Below are 19,158 nucleotides of genomic sequence, written 5' to 3' on the forward strand. Positions count from 1 at the left end.
TGCCGTACCTGTGGGAGCGGGCGTGCCCGCGAATGGCCGCAACCCTTTTATCTGGTTGCCGCCAGCCCCGCCAACAACAAGCGCTGGTAAAGTTCTTCTTTAAGCCCCTGCGGCTGCCCCAACTGCATCCGCTCCAGGTGGCTTTCATACCCCTCCGGCCCCGGTGCATCCAACGCTGCCTTGCCCAGCTCCAGCACCTCGCTCAGCTTGAACTTGCTCTTCAACCAGTTCAGCGCCCGCAACAGATCCCGCTCTTCGGCCGTAAAGTCGGTGCCCATCGGATACTCCGGGAACAGCCGCGCATGCTGTGCCCTGATTGCCTCCAGACGTTGCGGGGTATTGTCGGTAAAGCGCGCCTCCAGCTGAAAGTCGTCGGCAAGCTTGCCAGCTTCTTTGGCCTGCTTGATCAGGCCCGGCTGGAACCGCGAATCGCTCACCGCCAACAACCGCGCTATCACCTCGCTGTCGGTCTGCCCACGTAAGTCCGCGATACCGTACTCGGTCACCACGATATCGCGCAGGTGCCGGGGGATGGTGCAGTGGCCATAGGTCCAGAACAGGTTTGAGGTCACCTCCCCGCCTGCCTCGCGCCAGCTGCGCAAAAGCAGAATCGAACGTGCGCCTTCCAGCGCATGGCCCTGAGCGACAAAGTTGTACTGCCCGCCCACGCCGCTGAGCACGCGGCCGTCTTCAAGTTGATCGGCCACCCCGGCGCCGAGCAAGGTCATGGCAAACGCCGTGTTGATAAACCGCGCATCACGGCGTTGGCGGCGCTTGAGTTCCTCCTGCCCATATAGCTCGTTGATGAAGCTGATACGGGTCATGGCAAACTGCGCGCGCTGCTCCAGCGGCATCTCGCGCAAGCGCTGGTAGAACGCTTGCGGGCCGAGGAAAAAGCCGCCATGCAGTATTGTGCCCTGCTCGTCCGCCGGGCGTCGTAGCAGCCCTGCTTCAGCCAGCACCAGCAGGCCGTTGACGAACATCTCGCTGCAGCCGTACAAGCCGTGGGCAAAGGTGCCCAGACCCCCTTCTCGCTCGATCAATGTCTGCCACGGTCCGACATCCAGCGCCTTGAGCACCGCACGGTAACCGGCGTTGTCGCCCTGACGCGCCAGCAATGCCGCGGCAACCGCATCGCCCATGGCACCAATGCCGATCTGCAGCGTACCGCCATCGCGTACCAGGCTGCTGGCGTGCAGACCGATGCAGTGGTCCTGGATGCCGACCGGCATATTTGGCGTGGAAAACAACCGGCGTTGCTCGGCTTCGTCGAGCAGCAGGTCGAAGGAATCGATGGGCAGCTCGGCATCGCCTGGCATGTAGGGCAGCTCGGCATGCACCTGGCCCAGCATAAGGATGGTTTCGCCAGCCGCGCGGCGCTTGGCGATCATCGGCAGCAGGTCGAGGGTGATGTCTGGGTTGCAGGCCAGGCTCAAGTGCACGGGCTTTTCGGGGGTGGCGGCCACCAACTGGGCGATCAGGTTCAGGCCCTTGGCGTTGATATCCCGTGCGGCATGGCTGTAGTTGCTGCTGACGTAGTCCTGCTGGGCTGATTCGCTGTGCAGCAGGCTACCGGGCTGCATGAAGAACTGTTCGACCCGAATATTGGGTGGCAACGTGTCGTTGCGCAGGTCTGCGAGGTAACTGAGCTCTTCGTAGTCAGCGAAGACTCGGTCGACGAAGGGTTCGAGAAAGCGCCGCTGCAGGCCATCGCCCAGTGGCGGGCGGCCGAGGGAAAGTGCGGTGTAGATGGTCAGGCGCCGTTCGGGCAGCTCGCGTACGCGGGCGTAAAGCGCGTTGACGAAGGCATTGGGTTTCCCCAGGCCCAAAGGCAGGCCCATATGGATATGGGTTGGCAGCCGGGACAAGACCTGCTCGACAGCCTGGTCGATGGAGCAGAGGTGCATGGGGCCTCCTGAAACATCCATGGGTTCAGGGATTGGACATGGCACTGGCGGGTTGGTTGCCTGGCCTGCCTCTTTGTGGCCAGGCCTCACCCAGACTTTGACATTTCCCAACAGCCGCTTTAGCCCGAAGGCCTAGAACCAATTTCGACCCGCATAAGGCTCGTCAGAGGGTGGTTTTCCATAAGCTGCACTGAGTTCTATCGGGAATCTTATATCTCTTCGCACTTTAACCGCGTAGTAAGCTCTCTCATGAATAACCATCACATCACGACGCACATAGGAATAATGTACGCTTTCAACCCAGCGCGAAGAGTCTTTAACGTAAACACCCATTATAATCCCATCAGCGCCCGCAAAATTATTGGCCAACTCTGCTGACTGTGTCACATACAAACCTCGCCCTGCCATGCCACCGCTGGAGAAGTTAATGTCCGGTCCTGACTCCAAGGAATCAATATACTTCCTCTTGGTTCCATGCAGCCCGAACAATTTATAGCCCTCCGGGGCGTTACCGATGTCAGTCCCGATAACCAGGCTCATGGGATAATCAGTTCCCGCATAACTCCAAGTGTAGTCTGTGCGGTTAGCTTTTATGGATGCAGGCAGGTTTTTTTGAGTAGGCGGCTTACCGCTCAAAGCAGGCTTATTTGAAAAAGCTTGTCCAAAAAACTGCTTGGCCAATTTTACAACAGGGACATTACCGCTTGGGTCCAGACGGTTTATAGGCTCGCCTATGCAGTACGCATATGAATTCAACCCTCCCGCTGCGAACGGGCTCATGCTGTCCGGGCTAATAAAGCGCATCAATGATGGGTTAAATGCTCGACGACCGTTACCCAGTAGATAACAGCCGGTAACAGGGTCCTGTCGGCCACCATTAAAGCCGAGCACGGCCTGGAAAATCGAGAGATAGCCATAAGGCGAATAGGCCAGATGCCGAGGGGCGCTGCCGGGGATCAGCTTTTGCGGCTGTGTTCGACCGGCTGCATGTTGCTCGGGACAGTTATCGCCCAGATCCATTGTTAGCCACCACTGCAATCAGAAGCGTCAGTGTTCTTCAGAACCCTGAAAAATAGAACTGGTAAAAATGCTAGTTCTCATGGAATCAGGCTCAGCCCGATCGGGGCTTCTGGAGACATCCATGGACATGGCTCTAGCGGGTTGGTTGCCTGTGCTGGACCTTTCGCGGGCACGCCCGCTCCCACAGGATAACCATAATCCTCAGGTTCTGAGGGGGGCTTGTGGGAGCGAGTGTGCCCGCGAAAGGGCCAGCACAGGCACCACAAAAACAAAGCCCGCCATCAACGGCGGGCCTCATGCAATTCAGCTGTAAATCACAGCCCGGACATTTTCTTGATCGCTTCTTTCAGGTCTTCATCCGAGCAGTCTGCACAGGTCCCCTTCGGCGGCATGGCGTTGATGCCGGTAATGGCCTTGGCCAGGATGCCGTCCAGGCCGCCCTGATGGTCGGCGCGTTCTTTCCACGCGGCGGTGTCACCAATTTTAGGCGCGCCGAGCAAGCCGCTGCCATGGCAGGCATTGCAGTGCTTGGCGATGATTTCATCCGGCGTCTTGGCTCCCCCGCCACCTGCTGCAGCGGCCACTTCCATGCCTTTGCATTCCTGACCCTGGACGCATACCTGGCCAACCGGCTCCAGGCGTTTGGCGATGTCGTCATCGGTCGCAGCGGTTGCGCTCATTGCCCAGAGGGCGAATACGGCTGCTGGTACGGCCAGCATCTTCTTGATTTGATTCACGCGAACACCCTCATGGTGGCTAATCACGCTCGCGGCCACGGATCGGCGAGCGTTGAAAAGTATAGCGGGAACCCAGAAGCCGTGAAACGACCCCACACAGGAAAGGGGTATTGCCGAATCAATGCACTGCGCTGGATCAAAAGTTTGAAGGCGTCGCCGCACTGATCAGCCGCGCCGGCTGGTCGAATGGGTTGCGAAAGCGGTGCGGGCGGGTGCTTTCGAAGTAGTAGCTGTCGCCCTCTTCGAGAACGAAAATCTCGTTGCCGACCACCAGTTCCAGGCGGCCTTCAAGCAGGATACCGGTCTCCTCGCCGTCGTGGGTCAGCATTTCGGCACCGGTGTCGGCGCCTGGCGGGTACACCTCGGTCAGAAAAGCGATGGCACGGTTGGGGTGCGACTTGCCAACCAGCTTCATGGTTACCGCACCGTCCGAGATATCAATCAGCTCGTGGGCCTTGTAGACGATCTGAGTGGGGCTTTCGGGCTCCAGCTCGACCGAAAAGAATTCGACCATGGACATGGGAATGCCGCTCAGCACTTTGCGCAGCGAGCTGATAGAGGGGCTTACGCTGTTCTTCTCGATCATCGAGATGGTGCTGTTGGTCACGCCTGCACGCTTGGCGAGTTCGCGCTGGGACAGGCCCTTGAGCTTGCGGATGGCTTGCAGTCGTTCGCCGACGTCCAAAGCTGGAGCCTCCTGAGACAGTGGGAAAGGGGTGGTTGTGAACGATATCATGGCAATGCCGTTCAGTATTTACAACACACCGCCCCCAACCTGTCCGCTTCAGCGTGTCATTCGCCGATGTAGTCCCGTGGTACTCGCTTCAGGTTGCAGAAGATCTGGTACGGAATGGTGCCCGCATGCGCGGCCACCTCACTGGCCAGCACCTGCTTGCCCCATAGTTCTACCGGGCTGCCGACAGCGGCTTCTGGTACGTCGGTGAGGTCGATGCTGAGCATGTCCATCGACACCCGGCCGATCAGTTGGGTGCGCTTGCCGGCGACCAGCACCGGTGTGCCGTTGGGCGCCTGGCGCGGGTAGCCATCGGCATAGCCCATGGCGACCACCCCAACGCGGGTTGGCCGAGGGCTGACGAACTTGGCACCATAGCCCACAGGCTCGCCGGCAGGCAGTTCGCGCACGCTGATCACCCGCGATTGCAGGGTCATCACTGGTTGCAGGCGTGCGGCCTCGGCCTGCGCCACTCCGAACGGCGTGGCACCGTACAGCATCAGGCCTGGGCGCACCCAGTCGCTGGGCGCTTGCGGCCAGCCCAGCACGCCGGGCGAGTTACGCAGGCTGCATTCGGCGGCCAGGCCCTGTCGGGCAGCTTCGAACACGGCGATTTGCTGGGAGGTGGCGTCAGCGTCCAGTTCGTCGGCGCGAGCGAAGTGGCTCATCAACACGATGCGCGAAACCTTGCCACTGGCCAGCAGTCGCTGGTAGGCGTCGTGGTAGTCCTTGGGGTGCAGGCCAACGCGGTGCATGCCACTGTCCAGCTTCAGCCAGGCGGTGAGCGGCTTGTGCAGCGGTGTTTTCTCGATGGCTTCCAGTTGCCACAGCGAGTGCACCACGCACCACAGGTCGTGCTCGGCGATCAGCGCCAGTTCGCTAGCTTCGAAAAAACCTTCCAGCAGCAGCACCGGGGCTTTGATACCGGCAGCGCGCAGTTCCAGCGCCTCTTCGATGCAGGCCACGGCAAAGCCGTCGGCTTCGGCCTCCAGGGCCAGGGCGCAGCGCACGGCGCCGTGGCCATAGGCGTCGGCCTTGATCACGGCGAGGGCTTTGGCACCCGTCAGTTCACGGGCCAGACGGTAGTTGTGGCGCAGGGCCTGGAGGTCGATCAGGGCGCGGGCGGGACGCATGGCGGCTGCCTTATGGTGTTCGGGTTGAAATCGGTGGTGGATTCTTCGCGGGCCTGCCCCTCCCACAGATAGCGCACAGCGTTGAAAAGCTGTGGTGTTCCTGTGGGAGCGGGCAAGCCCGCGAATGGGCCGGCACAGGCTATTACTGCTGGTGAGCCGGCGCGCTTTGCCTGTGCTTGGCCACTTCCCCGCTATTGCCATAACGAGAGATATCCAGGCCTTCGGCACTGATCTGCGGCTTCTTGCGCGCAATCAGGTCGGCCAGCAAGCGACCGGAACCGCACGCCATGGTCCAGCCCAAGGTACCGTGACCGGTGTTCAGGAACAGGTTGCGGAACGCCGTGGCACCCACGATAGGCGTGCCGTCCGGGGTCGCCGGGCGCAAGCCGGTCCAGAAGCTGGCCTGGCTCAGGTCACCGCCGCGAGGATAAAGGTCGTTGACGATCATCTCCAGCGTTTCGCGCCGACGCGGGTTCAGCGACAGGTCAAAACCAGCGATCTCAGCCATGCCCCCAACGCGGATGCGGTTGTCGAAACGGGTGATGGCAACCTTGTAGGTCTCGTCGAGAATGGTCGAAGTCGGGGCCATGTCGCTGTCGGTGATCGGCACTGTCAGCGAATAGCCTTTCAGCGGGTATACCGGGGCCTTGATGCCGAGCGGCTTGAGCATCTGTGGCGAGTAGCTGCCCAGTGCCAGCACGTAGCGGTCTGCCGTCTCCAACTTGCCGTCGATCCACACGCCATTGATGCGGTCACCCGCAACGTCCAGGCGCTGGATGTCCTGGCCGAAGCGGAACTCCACGCCCAGCTTCAACGCCATGTCGGCAAGCTTGCTGGTGAACAGCTGGCAGTCGCCAGTCTGGTCGTTCGGCAGGCGCAGGGCGCCGGCCAGGATGTCTTTCACGCCAGCCAGGGCAGGTTCGACGCGGGCAATGCCGTCGCGGTCGAGCAGCTCGTAGGGCACGCCGGACTGTTCAAGCACGGCAATGTCCTTGGCCGCAGCATCGACCTGGGCCTGGGTGCGGAACAGCTGGGTGGTGCCCAGGCTGCGGTTTTCGTAGTTGATGCCGGTTTCGGCGCGCAGCTCGTCGAGGCAGTCACGGCTGTACTCGGACAGGCGCACCATGCGTTCCTTGTTCACCGCGTAACGGCTGGCGGTACAGTTGCGCAGCATCTGTGCCATCCACAGGTACTGGTCAACGTCGCCCGTGAGCTTGATGGCCAGGGGTGCGTGCCGCTCCAGCAGCCACTTGATGGCCTTCAGCGGCACACCTGGGGCAGCCCAGGGCGAGGCATAACCAGGCGAGATCTGGCCGGCGTTGGCAAAGCTGGTTTCCATGGCCACCGCCGGCTGGCGGTCGACCACCGTGACTTCGAAACCTTGCCGGGCCAGGTAGTAGGCACTGGCGGTTCCGATTACACCGCTACCAAGTACCAGAACTCGCATCGTTTTATCCCTCACACGCGGCGCGCCGCACACTTTTATTGAAATGGCATGAATGAGCGCAGTATAGGAATTTGAGACCAGTGCAATTCACTATATAAAAGCCTATTATTGGCGAGAATTCTCGGCAAAAACGCCTTTCACGGAGGGGCATCCCCTATGAGAACCCAGCACCAGACCAAGCGTGAACTGGACAAGATCGACCGCAACATCCTGCGTATCCTGCAGAATGACGGGCGTATTTCCTTCACCGAACTGGGCGAGAAAGTTGGGCTGTCCACCACCCCTTGCACCGAGCGGGTTCGCCGCCTGGAGCGCGAGGGCATCATCATGGGCTACAACGCACGCCTGAACCCGCAGCACCTCAAGGGCAGCCTGCTGGTGTTCGTGGAAATCAGCCTGGACTACAAGTCGGGCGACACCTTCGAGGAATTCCGCCGAGCGGTCTTGAAGCTGCCCCACGTGCTGGAATGCCACCTGGTGTCGGGCGACTTCGACTACCTGGTGAAAGCGCGTATTTCGGAAATGGCCTCGTACCGCAAGCTGCTCGGGGACATCCTGCTGAAACTGCCGCACGTGCGCGAATCGAAGAGCTACATCGTGATGGAAGAGGTGAAGGAGAGCCTCTGCCTGCCGATCCCGGACTGAGGCTAGACCAGCACCTGGCGGGTGGTGGCAATGAACTGGTGGACCAACTGTTCAGCGGCGGGGTCGATCATCGGGTCAGGGCCACGACCACGCGGGCAGGCCATACGCGGGGTGGTACCGAACAGCCGGCAGATCATCGGCCGCTCTTCATACACCGTGCAGCCGTTGGGGCCCAAGTGCACGCAGTCCAGACGCTCCAGAGCAGCGTCCTGCTCGGCCTGGGACTTGCGCGGCAGGCGGGCCATTTCCTCCGCCGAGGTGGTGACCGGCCCGCAGCAGTCATGGCAGCCGGGCTCGCACTCGAATGAAGGGATGAGTTCGCGCAGGAAGTGGATCTTGTGGCGGTTACAGGACATGGCGGGATACAAGCTGACAAAGTAGTTGGATTATAGGCCTATTCGCGGCTCCACCCGCGAATGAGGATGCAGCCCTCGCTGGTTGCCCGGCCGCGATGGCAAAGCTTATCCTCGTCCCCCCTCCAATTTTCAGGGCCGCCCCGATGATCCACAGCGCGCAGCACGCCGCCTCCTATTACGCCGCCAGCAGCGCGCCACACCCCGACCACGCCTTCCTGCAAGGCGAACACAACGCCGACGTGTGCATCATCGGCGGCGGCTACTCGGGCCTGAACACCGCCATCGAGCTGGCCGAGCGTGGTTTCTCGGTCATCCTGCTGGAAGCGCGCAAACTTGGCTGGGGTGCCAGTGGGCGCAATGGCGGTCAACTGATCCGTGGAGTCGGTCATGGTCTGGAGCAGTTCCTCCCGGTCATCGGCGAGGAAGGCGTGCGCACCCTGAAGCTGATGGGCCTGGAGGCCGTACAGATCGTGCGCGAGCGGGTAGAAAAGCATGCCATCGCCTGTGACCTGGCCTGGGGCTACTGCGACCTGGCCAACAAACCCGCCGAGCTGCTGGGCTTCGCCGAAGACGCCGAGGAGCTGCGCAGCCTGGGCTATGCACATGAGTTGCGGCTGGTCGGCAAGGACGATATCCACAGCGTGGTCGGTGCCGACTGCTATGTGGGGGGGCTGGTCGACATGGGCTCCGGGCATCTGCATCCGCTCAATCTGGCATTGGGTGAAGCCGCCGCAGCCGCCCGCCTGGGCGTGAAGTTGTTCGAGCAATCCGAAGTCACCCGCATCGACTACGGCACTGAAGTGCAGGTGCATACAGCCCAAGGCCGGGTACGCGCAAAGACCTTGGTACTGTGCTGCAACGCCTACCACAACGACCTCAACCGCGAACTGGGCGGCAAGGTGCTGCCGGCCGGCAGCTACATCATCGCCACCGAGCCGCTGGGCGAAGAACGCGCACGCGCCTTGCTGCCGCAGAATATGGCGGTGTGTGACCAGCGCGTGGCGCTGGACTACTACCGCCTGTCCGCCGACCACCGCCTGCTGTTTGGCGGTGCCTGCCACTATTCAGGCCGCGACCCGAAGGACATCGCCGCCTACATGCAGCCGAAGATGCTCAAGGTGTTCCCGCAGCTTGCCAACGTGCGCATCGACTACCAGTGGGGCGGCATGATCGGCATTGGTGCCAATCGCCTGCCGCAGGTTGGCCGCCTGGCCAGCCAGCCGAACGTGTATTACGCCCAGGCCTACTCGGGCCATGGGCTCAACGCCACCCACCTGGCCGCGCGCCTGCTGGGTGAAGCCATCAGTGGCCAGGAAAGCGGGCGCTTCGACCTTTTCAACAAGGTGCCGCACATCACCTTCCCTGGCGGCAAGCACCTGCGCTCGCCATTGCTGGCGCTGGGGATGCTGTGGCATCGCCTGAAAGAGCTGGCCTGAAAGTCCCCATCCTTGTGGCAGCAACTGTCTTGCTTAAAATCTAAAAGCTGACTAGCCCCCTGTGGGAGCGGGCGTGCCCGCGAACACGGGCGAAGCCCGTGCCATCCTCCGCGACGCCTGCTTCGCGGGCATGCCCGCTCCCACAGGGTCGGTGCAAGTTTCAAGTCTGGGGCACAACAGGCCCTCCAGCGACCACCCTGTCAGTCCTTCCAGAAGGCTTTCCGCCCTTCGATCCTGGCCTGCTCCCAGCTCAGCCCGACATCGCGCAACTCGTCATCGGTCAGCTGCAGCAACGCCCTGCGGGTATGCCAGCGATGCAACATCAGCCCCCAACGCCCCAAACCCTCTGGCGCGTTGAACACCTTGGCCTGCTGCCCGGCTTCCAGTTCCTTGGCCAACAGTTGCAAGCGCACATCGCTCATGCCACCCATCACCGCATCCTCCCGTTCAGTTGTTACCGTGGAGAAAGCATGCGCGTCGGCACCCTCGACAATACAGATCCAATACAGCCTTATTATTCCCATACAGAATTGGCCGCTGGCCGACTGAATGCTGTATTTTCAGCCCAACTGTACCGGTCGCTATGCCAATGCAGCGCAGGAGTATGCCGTGACCCTCTACCTGAATCTCGCCGAAATACTCGGCGCCCGCATCGAGCAGGGCCTCTATCGCCCCGGCCAGCGCCTGCCGTCTGTGCGCGCACTGAGTGAGGAGCACGGGGTCAGCCTGAGCACCGTGCAGCAGGCCTATCGCATGCTCGAAGACAGCGGCATGGTCTTGCCGCGGCCCAAGTCCGGCTACTTCGTCAGCGACCAACGGCAGTTGCCGGCACTACCCGCAATCAGCCGCCCGGCCCAGCGCCCGGTGGACATCTCCCAGTGGGAGCAGGTGCTGGAACTGGTACGAAGCAACCCGCGCCAGGACGTGGTGCAGCTCGGTCGCGGCATGCCCGACATCGACAGCCCTACCCTGAAGCCGCTGCTGCGCAGCCTCGCCCAGTTGAGCCGGCGCCAGGACATGCCTGGCCTGTACTACGACAACATCCACGGTAACCTGGCCCTGCGCGAACAGGTGGCCCGGCTGATGCTCGACTCCGGCTGCCGCCTGGGGCCCGCCGACCTGGTGATCACCACCGGCTGCCATGAGGCGCTGTCATGCAGCATCCGCGCGGTCTGCGAGCCAGGCGACATCGTCGCAGTCGACTCGCCCAGCTTCCACGGCGCCATGCAAACCCTCAAAGGCTTGGGCATGAAAGCGCTGGAAATCCCCACCGACCCGGTCACCGGCATCAGCCTGGAGGCGCTGGAGCTGGCCTTGGAGCAGTGGCCGATCAAGCTCATACAGATCACCCCCAGCTGCAACAACCCGCTGGGCTACATCATGCCCGAAGCACGCAAGAAGGCCCTGCTGAGCCTTGCCCAACGCTATGACGTGGCGATTCTGGAAGACGATGTGTACGGCGACCTGGCCTATACCTACCCACGCCCACGCACCCTGAAGTCGTTCGACGACGATGGCCGCGTGCTGCTCTGCAGTTCGTTCTCCAAAACCCTCGCACCCGGCCTGCGGATCGGCTGGGTGGCACCCGGGCGCTACCTGGAGCGAGTGCTGCACATGAAGTACATCAGCACAGGCAGCACCGCCAGCCAGCCTCAGCTGGCCATTGCTGACTTCATCGCAGGCGGGCACTACCAGCCCCATGTGCGGCGCATGCGCAGCCAGTACCAACGTGGCCGCGACCTGATGAGCGACTGGGTGACCCGCTACTTCCCGGCGGGGACCCGGATCAGCCGGCCCCAGGGTGGCTTCATGCTCTGGGTGGAGCTACCCGAACATCTCGACACGCTTCGGCTGAACCGCGCTTTACTGGAGCAGGGCGTGCAGGTTGCCGTGGGCAGCATCTTTTCGGCCTCGGGCAAGTTCCGCCACTGCCTGCGCATGAACTTCGCCGCCAGGCCAACGCCACAAATCGAAGCCTCCGTGCGCAAGGTCGGTGAAACCGCCCTTCGTCTACTGGATGAAGAAAGCGTCGACGCGTAACTTTGCGCCGCCCGTCACGGTCAAAACCCTAAAGCCCTTGCTGTACAGGACGGTTCACCTTTGAGACTCCAGCGAGCGTTGCCTCTGCTGCTGGTGTTGTTGCTCGGCCTTGCCGGTTGCACAAGCATCAGCGTGCCCCGCGAAACCAGTCAGGCGTTGCCTGCCAACGACTCGGCCTTTGGCCGCTCGGTGCTGCGCCAGGCCGCGCCCTATGGCGGCCGCTCGGGCTTTCGCTTGCTGCCCAACAGCAACGAGGCCTTTCGCGCCCGTGCTGAACTGATCCGCAACGCCCAGGCGAGCATCGACCTGCAGTACTACATCGTCCACGACGGCCTCAGTACCCGCGCCCTTGTGCATGAACTGCTACGCGCTGCCGACCGTGGCGTGCGCGTACGCATCCTGCTCGACGACACCACCAGCGATGGCCTGGACACCGTCATGGGCACCCTCGATGCCCACCCGAACATCCATATCCGTGTGTTCAACCCACTGCACCTGGGGCGCAGTACCGGCGTCACGCGCGCCGTGGGCCGGCTGTTCAACTTGTCGCGCCAGCACCGGCGCATGCACAACAAGCTGTTCCTGGTGGACAACAGCATGGCCATCGTCGGCGGGCGCAACCTGGGCGACGAGTATTTCGATGCCGAGCCCAACCTCAACTTCACCGACATCGACCTGCTGGGCGTGGGCCCGGTGGCCGAGCAACTGGGGCACAGCTTCGACCAGTACTGGAACAGCGCCCTCAGCCGGCCGATCACCGACTTCCTCTGGCATGACCCGGATGCCAACGACCTGCGTGCCAGCCGCCATCGTCTGGAAGTGTCGCTGGCCGAAGCAAGGACCCAGCGCAAGGCCCTGTACGACCGGTTGATGGCCTATCAGTCGCAGCCGCACCTGGATGTGTGGCGCAACGAGCTGATCTGGGCTCACGCTCAGGCGCTATGGGATGCGCCCAGCAAGGTGTTGGCCGAAGACGAGCCGGACCCGCAATTACTGCTGAGCCAGCAACTGGCACCGGACTTGGCTAACGTGCACCGCGAACTGGTCCTGGCATCGGCCTACTTTGTACCGGGTGAGCCGGGGCTGCTGTACCTGACCGGCCGCGCCGATGCAGGGGTTTCGGTAAAGCTGCTGACCAACTCGCTGGAAGCCACCGACGTGCCGGCAGTGCATGGAGGCTACGCACCCTATCGTCGTGCCTTGCTTGAACACCGTGTGCAGCTTTACGAGCTTCGCCGCCAGCCAGGCGACCCCAGCGCGGGACGATTGAGTTTCCGTGGCAGCTCGGATTCAAGCCTGCACACCAAAACGATCGTGTTCGACCGACGCAAGACCTTCATCGGCTCGTTCAACTTCGACCCGCGCTCCGTGTTGTGGAACACCGAGGTCGGGGTACTGGTGGACAGCCCGGAACTGGCCGAATACACCCGCGAGCTGGCCCAGCAGGGTATGGCGCCTGCGCTGAGCTATCAGGTGAAACTGATAGGTGACAAGCTAGTGTGGGCGACCGAGGACAATGGCCAACGGCACGTGCTGACGTCTGAGCCGGGTGGGATCTGGCGGCGGCTCAATGCCTGGATCAGCAAGGCGGTTGGCTTGGAGAAGATGCTGTAACTGCGACTTCCGGGGGCCTTGCGCTCCAAAAACCCTCAGGCAGAGACCGGCTCGAAGGCTCCGCGCCGCCGGGTCAATACCACCAGCCCTGCAGCCCCGGCCGCCATCAGGAACAGCAACGCATGCCCGCTGATCCACTGGCTCCCCGCACCCGCCAACAACGGCCCGAGCAAACAGCCAATACCCCACAGCTGTGCCACGTGGGCATTGGCACGCACCAACTCATCATCGCGGTAGCGCTCACCGATCAGCACCAGCGACAAGGTGAACAAGCCGCCGGCACTGGCGCCGAACAACACCCACAATGGCCAGATAACCGGCGTGTGCAACAGCAGCGGGATCGCCAGGCTGGACACCAGCAGGGTCACCGCACAGCCAGTGAACAGGGTACGTCGCGACATATGGTCGGCCAGCGCGCCGATGGGCAACTGCAGTACCGCATCACCCACCACCACGGTACTTACCATGAACAGGGCGATTTCGGTGCTGAAGCCCTGCTGCAGGCAATACACCGGCAGCAAAGTGAGGATCATCGCCTCGAACGAGGCGAACAAGGCAATGGCCCAGGCGATTACCGGCAAGCGTCGGCAGAAGCCGAACAGGTCGCCAAAGGTGACACTGCAGGCTTCCGTGCTCGGTGCTCCACCACGCCCCAGCAGAACCAGCGGCGCGGCCAGCAGCAGGCCGGTCGCAGCCCAGAAGCCGAAGTCGTCATCAGAGCCGAGAAAGCCCAGCACCAACGGCCCTGCCAGCTGGCTCAGGGCGTAGCTGCTGCCATACAGCGCCACCAACCGGCCACGCCACTGTTCGACCACCAGTTGGTTGATCCAGCTTTCGCCGAGGATGAACACCACGGTCAGGGACATGCCGATCATCAGCCGCAGCAGCAGCCACAACGGGTAACTAGGCAGCAGCGCGAGCAGACCAATCGACATCGCCCCGCCCCACAGGCACAGGCGCATCGCCGAGGGCACGCCAACCCAGCCTGCCAGGCGGCTGGCCAGGCTGGCCCCGGCCAATACACCCAACGCCGGCATTGCCGCCATCACGCCGATGGCGAAGCTGCCGTAGCCCCAGGCCTCCAGGCGCAGGGACACCAGCGGCATGCTCACGCCGAGCGCCAGCCCGACACTGAGCACCGATGCCAGTACGGCGAAGTAGGTACCCCAACGCATTGCAGCCTCCCAGCCAATATTTCTAGAGGCCCATTCGCGGGCAAGCCCGCTCCTGCACGGTCGCGAAGACCTGCAGGAGCGGGCTTGCCCGCGAAAAGGACCTACTGGATTACAGCTTGATCCAGGTCGCCTTCAGCTCAGTGTATTTCTCCAGCGCATGCAGCGACTTGTCACGGCCGTTGCCCGACTGTTTGAAACCACCGAACGGCGCGGTCATGTCGCCACCGTCGTACTGGTTGACCCAGACGCTGCCCGCACGCACGGCACGGGCGGTCTTGTGGGCCTTGGAGATGTCCGAAGTCCAGATGCCCGCCGCCAGGCCATACGGCGTGTCGTTGGCAATGGCCACAGCTTCTTCGGCAGTGTCGAAGGCAATCACCGACAGCACCGGGCCGAAGATTTCTTCCTGAGCAATGCGCATGGCGTTGGTCACGCCGTCGAAGATGGTCGGCTCGACGTAGGTGCCGCCGGTCTCTTCCAGGGTGCGCTTGCCGCCGGCCAACAGCTTGGCGCCGTCCTTGTGGCCAGCCTCGATGTACGACAGCACGGTGTTCATCTGCTGAGTATCGACCAGGGCACCGACAGTGGTCTGTGGGTCCAGCGGGTTACCTGGTTTCCAGCCTTTCAGGGCCTCTACAACCATCGGCAGGAACTTGTCCTTGATCGAACGCTCGACCAGCAGGCGGGAGCCTGCGGTGCACACTTCGCCCTGGTTGAAGGCGATGGCGCTGGCGGCGGCTTCGGCGGCAGCTTGCAGGTCCGGGGCGTCGGCAAAGACAATGTTCGGGCTCTTGCCGCCGGCTTCCAGCCAGATGCGTTTCATGTTCGACTCGCCCGCGTAAACCATCAGCTGCTTGGCGATCTTGGTCGAACCGGTGAACACCAGGGTGTCGACGTCCATGTGCAGGGCCAGCGCCTTGCCCACAGTGTGGCCGTAGCCTGGCAGCACGTTCAGCACGCCAGCCGGGATACCGGCTTCGATCGCCAGCTGGGCGATGCGGATGGCGGTCAGCGGCGATTTTTCGGACGGTTTGAGCACGACCGAGTTACCGGTGGCCAACGCTGGGCCAAGCTTCCAGCAGGCCATCAGCAGCGGGAAGTTCCACGGTACGATCGCACCGACCACACCCACTGCTTCGCGGGTAACCAGGCCAAGCTGGTCGTGCGGGGTCGGGGCGACTTCGTCGTAGACCTTGTCGATGGCTTCGGCAGTCCAGTGAATGGCATTGGCCGCGCCCGGGATATCGATACTGGAGGAGTCGCCGATCGGCTTGCCCATATCCAGCGTTTCCAGCAGTGCCAGCTCTTCGACGTTCTTGCGCAGCAGGTCGGCAAAGCGGATCAGCTTGGCCTTGCGCTTGGCGGGGGCCAGCTGCGACCACACGCCGGAGTTGAAGGTGGCGCGGGCGTTTTCCACAGCGCGGTTGGCATCGGCCAGGTCGCAGCTGGCAACCTTGGCCAGGAAGCGTCCGTCGACCGGGCTCAGGCACTCGAAGGTTTCACCGGATGCGGCATCGGTGTATTCGCCGTTGATGAAGGCACGGCCTTCGATCTTCAGTTGCTGGGCACGTTGTTCCCAGTCCGCACGGGTCAGGGTGGTCATACGAAACTCCTCCTCTTGTTTAGGTGCAACGCCGCACTGAGGACTCACAGGCGTTGTCAGAATTCTGGCCGGGCGCCGAGCGCACACTGGCAAGCGATACCCTAAACCAGCCGGTGTAAACTATCAATATATTTGACACGGAAGGCTCAAAAGCCTACTGATGTTCATTTTATTAAACAACAACAGGAGCCGAACCATGAGTATTGATAGCATCATCGACTTCGCGCAGGTCATCACCGAAGCTGAACGCTACCGCCCGGCAGCGGAGAAAATTCTCAAGGGCGAGCCGGACCAGGCGGTCTACAACCACTATTCCAGCCCGTGCGGGCAGTTTGCCGCTGGCGTATGGGAAGGTGAGGTGGGCCAGTGGACAGTGAACTACACCGAGCACGAATACTGCGAGATCGTCCAGGGCGTTTCGGTGCTGCGCGACGAGGATGGCGGGGCGAAAACCCTGCGTGCCGGCGATCGCTTTGTAATCCCCGCCGGCTTCAAAGGCACTTGGGAGGTGCTGGAGCCTTGCCGCAAGATCTATGTGATGTTCGAGCAGAAGTAACCACAGCAGTATCTATGTAGCGCAGGCAATTCGCAGGCATGCGTGAGGATGGCCCTGCCCATGTCGGGCCATCCAACTTCAACAGGAAGAACACCATGACCAACGAAGAAGTGCTGCGAACCCTCGCCCACCTGGTCGGCACCCCTTACGCGCCAGCGCTCAAAGACACCATCCGCACCCTTACCGGCCGCACCCGGGTGGTCGGCCCCAACGAAATGTGCACCCGCGAGTACGACGTCGAGCGCATCCAGATCAAGGCCGGTGCCGACCTGCTGATCCAGGGCTTCGACTTCAACTGACCCGGCAGCAGGCATAAAAAAACCCGCCTCCTTTCGGAAGCGGGTTTTTTCAGGTCGCCGATCAATTACTTGATCTTGGCTTCCTTGTACACCACGTGCTTGCGAACAACCGGATCATATTTCTTGATCTCGATTTTGTCCGGGGTGGTGCGCTTGTTCTTGTCGGTGGTGTAGAAGTGGCCGGTACCGGCACTCGAAACCAGACGGATCAATTCACGCATGATGCTCTCCCTTAAACCTTGGCGCCAGCTTTACGGATGTCAACCAGAACGGCGTCGATGCCGCGCTTGTCGATGATACGCATGCCTTTGGCGGAAACGCGCAGACGCACGAAACGCTTCTCGGATTCAACCCAGAAACGGTGGTGCTGCAGGTTCGGCAGGAAACGACGACGGGTTTTGTTGTTTGCGTGGGAAATGTTGTTCCCGGTTACTGGACCCTTACCAGTAACTTGACAGACTCTCGACATGACTCAGCCCTCTAAAACCACATGCCCAACCCGGCATGGGTTGGCCGCTTAATCTCTCAGTCTTTGGCGCCTGGGCGCCGTGATTCTGGAGGCCTTATCGACCGGATCCGCTTATGCGACAGGCCGAGCCCCTAGAAAAGAGCGCTGCTTTATACCAGAAAGACTTGGCTGCAACAACAGTAGATGCACATTGCCGCAAGCCAGAACGCGCCGGGCCAGCATAGCGGCAGGCCCCGCCAGTCGTCGACCGCTCGTCGCAACATTTGCAAAAAAGGGTGTGGTCATTTACCGGCGGGCGCACTAGGGTAGGCCTTTTCCAGACTGCACTGGCAGATGGGCCACTGACAGCCAAGGAGCCACCATGCGTGCCGCCGCACTTTCCTTATTGTTCACTTCCCTGTTCGCCGCCGGCGTTGCCCAGGCCGCTCCGCTGAGCGTTTGCAGCGAGGCCAGCCCCGAAGGCTTCGACGTGGTGCAGTACAATTCGCTCACCACCACCAACGCCACCGCCGACGTACTGATGAACCGCCTGGTGGAGTTCGACGCGGCGCAAGGCAAGGTGGTGCCGAGCCTGGCGACCAGCTGGACGGTATCGGCCGACGGCCTGGTGTATGACTTCACCCTGCGCGATGACGTGAAGTTTCACAGCACCGCCTATTTCAAGCCAAGCCGCAAGCTGAATGCCGACGATGTGCTGTTCAGCTTCCAGCGTATGCTCTACCCGGCCCATGCCTGGCACAAGACTGCGCCGGGCGGCTACCCGCATGCCCAATCGCTGCAGTTGGGCAGCCTGATCAAAGCGATCGATGCACCCGCGCCGAACACCGTGCGCTTCACCCTCAGCCACCCGGACGCCACCTTCCTGGCCACCCTGAGCATGGGCTTCGCCTCGATCTACTCCGCCGAATATGCCGACAAGCTGCTGAAGGCCGGCACGCCGGAGAAGCTGAACAGCCGACCGATCGGCACCGGGCCGTTCGTGTTCCAGCGTTTCCAGAAAGACGCCGTGGTGCGCTACCGCGCCAACCCGGACTACTTCGCCGGCAAGCCGGCGGTCGACCCGCTGATCTTCGCCATCACAACCGATGCCAACGTTCGCCTGCAGAAGCTCAAGCGTGGCGAGTGCCAGGTTGCCCTGTCGCCCAAGCCGTTGGACATTGCCGAAGCGGGCAAGGACGGCAACCTCAAGGTGGCCGCTACACCGGCATTCATGACGGCCTTCGTCGCCATCAACAGCCAGCACCCCCCCCTGAACAAGCCGGAAGTGCGCCAGGCCATCAACCTGGCCTTCGACAAGCAGGCCTACCTCAAGGCCGTGTTCGAAGACTCTGCAGTGGCAGCCAACGGCCCCTATCCGCCGAACACCTGGAGCTACGCCAAGGACCTGCCCGGCTACCCGCTGGATGTGAAGAAAGCCAAGGCCCTACTGGCCAAGGCCGGCCTGGCAGAAGGCTTCAGCACCACCATCTGGACTCGCCCATCGGGCAGCCTGCTCAACCCCAACCCCAGCCTTGGCGCGCAGATGCTGCAAGCCGACCTGGCCAAGATCGGTATCAAGGCGGAAATCCGCGTGATCGAATGGGGCGAGCTTATCCGCCGCGCCAAGGCTGGCGAGCATGACTTGCTGTTCATGGGCTGGGCAGGCGACAACGGCGATCCGGACAACTTCCTCAGCCCGCAGTTTTCCTGTGCGGCGGTCGAGTCAGGGACCAACTTCGCACGCTTCTGCGACAGCCGCCTCGACCAGTTGATCAGCGCCGGGCGTACCACCAACGACCAGAGCGTGCGCAGCCGGCTGTACCAGCAGGCGCAGACGCTGATCCAGCAGCAGGCGCTGTGGGTGCCACTGGCGCACCCGACGGCGGCGACCTTGCTGCGCCAAGGCGTCGAGGGGTACCAGGTGAGCCCGTTCGGGCGGCTGGATTTCAGCAAGGTGTCGGTCACCAGGTAAGCCTGTACCGGCCTCTTCGCGGGTAAACCCGCTCCTA

General features: G+C 62.2%; 19 protein-coding genes. 7 read left to right on the plus strand and 12 right to left on the minus strand.

Annotated elements, in window-relative coordinates; all coding sequences use genetic code 11:
* Positions 1 to 47: 47 nt before the first annotated feature.
* From ACYCCG_RS02845 to dadA, 6 genes are all read right to left on the minus strand, one after another.
* Positions 48 to 1,907: an acetyl-CoA hydrolase/transferase C-terminal domain-containing protein gene (locus ACYCCG_RS02845; RefSeq protein ID WP_459669368.1), complete on the minus strand. Its 1,860-nt coding sequence runs from the start codon at positions 1,905 to 1,907 to the stop codon at positions 48 to 50.
* 132 nt (positions 1,908 to 2,039) lie between these two features.
* Positions 2,040 to 2,927, minus strand: a complete 888-nt coding sequence (locus tag ACYCCG_RS02850; RefSeq protein ID WP_209969158.1) for an RHS repeat-associated core domain-containing protein — start codon at positions 2,925 to 2,927, stop codon at positions 2,040 to 2,042.
* A 314-nt stretch (positions 2,928 to 3,241) separates the two neighbouring features.
* A complete protein-coding gene (locus ACYCCG_RS02855) occupies positions 3,242 to 3,646 on the minus strand; it encodes a c-type cytochrome (protein ID WP_176683050.1) in 405 nt (134 codons plus the stop codon).
* A gap of 154 nt (positions 3,647 to 3,800) precedes the next feature.
* Positions 3,801 to 4,349, minus strand: coding sequence for a cupin domain-containing protein (locus tag ACYCCG_RS02860; RefSeq protein WP_021785230.1), 549 nt, complete (start codon positions 4,347 to 4,349; stop codon positions 3,801 to 3,803).
* A gap of 107 nt (positions 4,350 to 4,456) precedes the next feature.
* Positions 4,457 to 5,530 (minus strand): alanine racemase, encoded by a 1,074-nt coding sequence (gene alr / locus ACYCCG_RS02865; RefSeq protein WP_392461499.1) that lies wholly within the window; start codon positions 5,528 to 5,530, stop codon positions 4,457 to 4,459.
* Positions 5,531 to 5,672: 142 nt separating this feature from the next.
* A complete protein-coding gene (gene dadA / locus ACYCCG_RS02870; RefSeq protein WP_209969156.1) occupies positions 5,673 to 6,977 on the minus strand; it encodes a D-amino acid dehydrogenase in 1,305 nt (434 codons plus the stop codon).
* A gap of 156 nt (positions 6,978 to 7,133) precedes the next feature.
* Between dadA and ACYCCG_RS02875 the strand changes: the two genes are divergently transcribed.
* On the plus strand, positions 7,134 to 7,622 hold the full coding sequence (locus ACYCCG_RS02875) for an Lrp/AsnC ligand binding domain-containing protein (RefSeq protein WP_003253520.1): 489 nt from the start codon (positions 7,134 to 7,136) through the stop codon (positions 7,620 to 7,622).
* Between the two features lie 2 nt (positions 7,623 to 7,624).
* Here the strand turns inward: ACYCCG_RS02875 and ACYCCG_RS02880 are convergent, their stop codons facing one another.
* Positions 7,625 to 7,978: a YkgJ family cysteine cluster protein gene (locus ACYCCG_RS02880; protein ID WP_176682868.1), complete on the minus strand. Its 354-nt coding sequence runs from the start codon at positions 7,976 to 7,978 to the stop codon at positions 7,625 to 7,627.
* Positions 7,979 to 8,121: 143 nt separating this feature from the next.
* Here ACYCCG_RS02880 and ACYCCG_RS02885 point away from each other — a divergent pair, with 143 nt between their 5' ends.
* The gene (locus tag ACYCCG_RS02885; protein WP_176682870.1) at positions 8,122 to 9,414 is read left to right on the plus strand and encodes an NAD(P)/FAD-dependent oxidoreductase; all 1,293 of its coding nucleotides are present in this window, start codon (positions 8,122 to 8,124) and stop codon (positions 9,412 to 9,414) included.
* 200 nt (positions 9,415 to 9,614) lie between these two features.
* On the opposite strand, the gene ACYCCG_RS02890 is transcribed toward ACYCCG_RS02885, so the two are convergent.
* Positions 9,615 to 9,845, minus strand: a complete 231-nt coding sequence (locus ACYCCG_RS02890) for a DUF1127 domain-containing protein (RefSeq protein WP_176682871.1) — start codon at positions 9,843 to 9,845, stop codon at positions 9,615 to 9,617.
* A 178-nt stretch (positions 9,846 to 10,023) separates the two neighbouring features.
* On the opposite strand from ACYCCG_RS02890, the gene ACYCCG_RS02895 reads away from it, so the two are divergent.
* The gene (locus ACYCCG_RS02895; RefSeq protein ID WP_176682872.1) at positions 10,024 to 11,454 is read left to right on the plus strand and encodes an aminotransferase-like domain-containing protein; all 1,431 of its coding nucleotides are present in this window, start codon (positions 10,024 to 10,026) and stop codon (positions 11,452 to 11,454) included.
* A 60-nt stretch (positions 11,455 to 11,514) separates the two neighbouring features.
* Positions 11,515 to 13,068 carry a phospholipase D family protein gene (locus ACYCCG_RS02900; protein ID WP_459669371.1) on the plus strand — a complete coding sequence of 518 codons (1,554 nt, stop codon included), beginning with the start codon at positions 11,515 to 11,517 and terminating at the stop codon, positions 13,066 to 13,068.
* 35 nt (positions 13,069 to 13,103) lie between these two features.
* On the opposite strand, the gene ACYCCG_RS02905 is transcribed toward ACYCCG_RS02900, so the two are convergent.
* The gene (locus ACYCCG_RS02905; RefSeq protein ID WP_176682874.1) at positions 13,104 to 14,243 is read right to left on the minus strand and encodes an MFS transporter; all 1,140 of its coding nucleotides are present in this window, start codon (positions 14,241 to 14,243) and stop codon (positions 13,104 to 13,106) included.
* A gap of 109 nt (positions 14,244 to 14,352) precedes the next feature.
* On the minus strand, positions 14,353 to 15,846 hold the full coding sequence (locus ACYCCG_RS02910; RefSeq protein WP_021785237.1) for an aldehyde dehydrogenase: 1,494 nt from the start codon (positions 15,844 to 15,846) through the stop codon (positions 14,353 to 14,355).
* Between the two features lie 196 nt (positions 15,847 to 16,042).
* On the opposite strand from ACYCCG_RS02910, the gene ACYCCG_RS02915 reads away from it, so the two are divergent.
* Both ACYCCG_RS02915 and ACYCCG_RS02920 read left to right on the plus strand, forming a co-directional pair.
* The gene (locus tag ACYCCG_RS02915) at positions 16,043 to 16,402 is read left to right on the plus strand and encodes a cupin domain-containing protein (RefSeq protein ID WP_010955786.1); all 360 of its coding nucleotides are present in this window, start codon (positions 16,043 to 16,045) and stop codon (positions 16,400 to 16,402) included.
* 95 nt (positions 16,403 to 16,497) lie between these two features.
* The gene (locus tag ACYCCG_RS02920) at positions 16,498 to 16,701 is read left to right on the plus strand and encodes a hypothetical protein (protein ID WP_020190325.1); all 204 of its coding nucleotides are present in this window, start codon (positions 16,498 to 16,500) and stop codon (positions 16,699 to 16,701) included.
* A 65-nt stretch (positions 16,702 to 16,766) separates the two neighbouring features.
* Here ACYCCG_RS02920 and rpmG read toward each other — a convergent pair whose 3' ends face one another.
* Positions 16,767 to 16,922, minus strand: coding sequence for a 50S ribosomal protein L33 (gene rpmG / locus ACYCCG_RS02925; protein ID WP_003253507.1), 156 nt, complete (start codon positions 16,920 to 16,922; stop codon positions 16,767 to 16,769).
* Positions 16,923 to 16,933: 11 nt separating this feature from the next.
* Positions 16,934 to 17,170 carry a 50S ribosomal protein L28 gene (rpmB, locus tag ACYCCG_RS02930; protein WP_003253504.1) on the minus strand — a complete coding sequence of 79 codons (237 nt, stop codon included), beginning with the start codon at positions 17,168 to 17,170 and terminating at the stop codon, positions 16,934 to 16,936.
* Positions 17,171 to 17,531: 361 nt separating this feature from the next.
* On the opposite strand from rpmB, the gene ACYCCG_RS02935 reads away from it, so the two are divergent.
* The gene (locus tag ACYCCG_RS02935) at positions 17,532 to 19,121 is read left to right on the plus strand and encodes an ABC transporter substrate-binding protein (protein ID WP_176682876.1); all 1,590 of its coding nucleotides are present in this window, start codon (positions 17,532 to 17,534) and stop codon (positions 19,119 to 19,121) included.
* Positions 19,122 to 19,158 lie beyond the last annotated feature (37 nt).

The organism is Pseudomonas sp. VEM90 (assembly GCF_054611535.1).